At 38.5% G+C, this 2,795-nt stretch carries 3 protein-coding genes; all 3 read left to right on the forward strand.

Annotated elements, in window-relative coordinates:
• Window positions 1–545, forward strand: a 545-nt coding sequence (locus tag WS44_RS08885) for an RNA-guided endonuclease TnpB family protein (RefSeq protein ID WP_046434059.1), incomplete at its 5' end; no start/stop codon positions are given.
• Between the two features lie 278 nt (window positions 546–823).
• Entirely contained in the window at window positions 824–1,699 is an 876-nt protein-coding gene (locus WS44_RS08890; RefSeq protein WP_046434060.1) for a C40 family peptidase, read from the forward strand.
• Between the two features lie 101 nt (window positions 1,700–1,800).
• Complete coding sequence (locus tag WS44_RS08895; RefSeq protein WP_046434061.1) at window positions 1,801–2,457, forward strand: RNase H family protein; 657 nt, start codon at window positions 1,801–1,803, stop codon at window positions 2,455–2,457.
• Window positions 2,458–2,795: the final 338 nt, after the last annotated feature.

Consider the following 2,795-nt stretch of genomic DNA (forward strand, 5'->3'; position numbering starts at 1 on the left):
CCAAAAAGAAGCTGGCCCATGCCCAACGTGTCTTGTCTCGCAGGCAGCGCCGGGCAAAAAAAGAAGGACGCAATTTGTGGCTAGCAAAAAACTATCAAAAACAGCGTCTAATAGTCGCTAAACTGCACGATAAGATCAGAAGACAGCGTAATGACTTTTTACAAGTACTCTCAACTGCACTAATCAAAAACCACGATTTAGTAGTTGCCGAGGAATTAAGAAACAGAAACCTGTTAAAGAATCATGCCTTGTCGCAATCAATTTCTGATGTCGGCTGGCGTAGTTTCCTGAATATGCTGGCTTATAAGGCAGATCTATATGGTAAAGAATTTCTAACAATTGATCCTAAATATACTACTCAACGCTGTCATGCTTGTGGCAGTATTATGGGCCAAAATGGTTATAAGAAATTAACCCTTAAGGATCGGGAGTGGACTTGTCCAATTTGTCGAATGCCCCATATTCGTGATTGGAATGCGGCAGTGAACATCTTAGAAAAAGGATTAAGCAAGTGGCAGAATCCTAAAATAAAAAAAGCAGCCTAGAAAGGCTGCAGTCCGTTAGCAACTCGCGGACTTAAAAGGCTTTGGTAATTAGACGACCTCTATCGGCAATAGTCAAAAGACTATTGCTGGTAAGTCAAGTCCGTATCTAAGCAAGTTGGTGTTCTGGTTAGCGCAAGCTAACGAGCCACTAAGCCCTAGACTTCAGTCTAGGGTAGTTGACTATGGTTACATTTGCGATTTTTGATTACACATGTGATAATGAAGACGTTATCAAGTAGTAAAAGTGGGATATTTTTCGCTACCAAGGGGATTGAATTATGTCGAAACATAAATTGTTTAAGTTGGGAGCGGCTGCAGCACTGTCCGTTACAGGCGTTTCTGCAATAACATCACTTAAAACAGTTAGAGCAGCCAATTTTACTGCTGTTAAACGCGTCAAAATTAGCTACTTGCCAGGTAAGAGTCTGAATATTTGGACTAATTATGAAAATGGTAAGTACATGGGTTACCGCGCAAAGGACGGCTCCGTTTGGAACGTAGCTGAAACTGCGGTCGATAGTAAAGGCAGCCTATGGTACAAGGTGGGTACGCGTGAATGGATTGAAGCGCGTTACACCGTTGATGTCAGTGAGGAAGAACCGGTTAAAACTGCGACTAAGACTACTAAGAAGAAGTCGCCAGTTGCTAATTTGGCCAACAAGGTAAAACAGGCTACGCAAAAGAAGAAAACGACTAAGGAAGATAAAGTTAAAAAAGCTAACCAAATCGTTAACGAAACGGTTAAAAAAACGACGGCTAATAAGAAGACCAATACTTCATCAATCCAAGCCTCAAGCAAGGCCGCTTCTGTTGTTGCACTTGCAAAAGAGCAAGTGGGTAAGCCTTACGTTTGGGGTGCAACTGGACCAGATAAGTTCGATTGCTCTGGCTTAGTACAATATGTTTATCAACATGCGGCCGGAATCAACTTGCCACGTACGACTTACGATCAAGTTAAGGTAGGTCAGACTGTTCCATTAGATAAATTGCAAGCAGGCGATTTGGTCTTCTGGGGTTCTGAAACGGCTCCATATCACGTTGCGATTTATATTGGTAATAATCAATATGTTAATTCCGCAACACCTGAACAAGGAACTATAATTCAAACTATGACAAGTTATTACAACCCAACTATTGTTAAGCGAGTATTGTAATAAGAAGCTAGCCTTATGGGCTAGCTTTTTTATTTGGTTAATGCATATCGCGTTAAAATAAAAGAAGAAAATTTTAGATTGACGAGAAAGGAAAAATAACTATGGCGGGAAAGAATTTTTGGGTAATTTGCATTGATTATCAACCTAAAATATATGAAGGAGCCTGGGGAAAAAATATCCAAGATAAAACAAAGGGCAGTCAATTCTATCGTGGATTCACTAGTCGCATAGATGCCGAAGCTGCTTTAAACAAATTAAGAGATTTAGATATCGAACATGTCCCAGCGAAAGTTCGACAAAATGTTGAAGAAAAAGAAAATAATTTGCAAAATGGGCAAGTTATCGTTTTTACAGATGGTAGCTTCAAAAATGGTACAGGCAAACAAGCTGCAGGTTGGGGATATTATGGTAAATATAAGAAAAATGATGAAATTAACCCCCTCGAGGATCACGGTAATGTTAAAGGCAAAGGAGCTAAACAAGTAAACGGTGAAATTACCGCTGCTCTTAATGCTGTGCAAGCTGCAATCGATTTAGGTTTACAAAAAGTAGACTTATATTGTGACTTCTGGAATTTAATGCTTTGGGACTGCGGCTTTTATGAATCTAAAAAAGAAGTTTCTAAAGACTTTGTAAAGCAAATGAAAGATCTTGAAAGCCAAATTGAGGTCCACTTTCATTGGTCTCCTGGTCATACAGGGATTCCATACAATGAAAAAGCTGATGAACTTGCTAAACGCGGATTTGATGAAGCGTAAAAATCAAAAAATGCTTGATATTTAATTTGATCAGTGATAAGTGTAGCCTTACACCGAATTGGAAGAGAATAATATACTACAGAAATAATGTAGTACGACGATTATTCTGATCCACGATGTATAATTTAACGATTATTAAAACAGAATAATATTTAGAAACTTCAATTTGAAGCGCAAAGTGGATACTGTACTCTTTTGACTTCAATATTATTGAGTTTTCTAAATATTTTTATTCTGTTTTTTTCTACTCTAAGTCAAGTGTTATCAACGATTTTAAGCAATTTTATTTTGAAATACAGGCCTAATCGGGAAATGGCTCCCGGAGAATCGAGTTAAAT

It is taken from the genome of Lactobacillus sp. N54.MGS-719 (assembly GCF_000980505.1).
Classification (GTDB): Bacteria; Bacillota; Bacilli; order Lactobacillales; family Lactobacillaceae; genus Lactobacillus; species Lactobacillus amylovorus.